At 67.4% G+C, this 534-nt stretch carries 1 protein-coding gene; it reads right to left on the reverse strand.

What is annotated here, in order from left to right; all coding sequences use genetic code 11:
- On the reverse strand, window positions 1-534 hold a 534-nt coding region (locus tag JFB92_RS24415; RefSeq protein ID WP_199044504.1), incomplete at both ends, for an RHS repeat-associated core domain-containing protein.

The following is a 534-nucleotide window of genomic DNA, read 5'->3' on the forward strand; positions in this document are numbered from 1 at the left end:
GCTCACCGTTGTACCCGTCGCTCGAGGTGATGTACAGCCCTGACGGGTCGGCGAAGCTCACCGGCGAGTAGTTCGCGTAGTTGTAGCCGCCGATCTGCTGGGCGTCGGCGGGATCCAGTATCGGGTCGGCCGAGATGAAACTGCCCAGGGTCGGGTCGTACTCCCTGGCACCGAGGTGAGTCAAGCCCGAAGGATCCTGGGTGCCGCCGAGGAAGCCGTGGTCGTCGACCCAGGTGGCCGCGGGTGTGCCGCGCTCGTTGCCGTACAGGTCGAAGTAGCGGATCTGGGTCTGGTGCGTGGTCGCGTTGACCACTGCGGTGCTGGTGCCCTGGTGGTCGCCGGCCAGCCAGTGGACCTGGTCGTCGTTGGTGCGGATCGCGATCTGCTGCCCGCCGTGGGAGTAGTAGCGGCTGGCGGTGGCGGTCCCGTCGGGGTGTTGCACGACTTCCATGCCGGGCAGGTAGAGCGTGGTCGTCCCGTCGGGGTCGGTCCGCATGATGCGGGTGCCGTCGGCGGTGTAGTCGAAGTCAGTGA

Origin of the sequence: Glycomyces salinus (assembly GCF_016428645.1) — a bacterium.
GTDB lineage: Bacteria > Actinomycetota > Actinomycetes > Mycobacteriales > Micromonosporaceae > Glycomyces > Glycomyces salinus.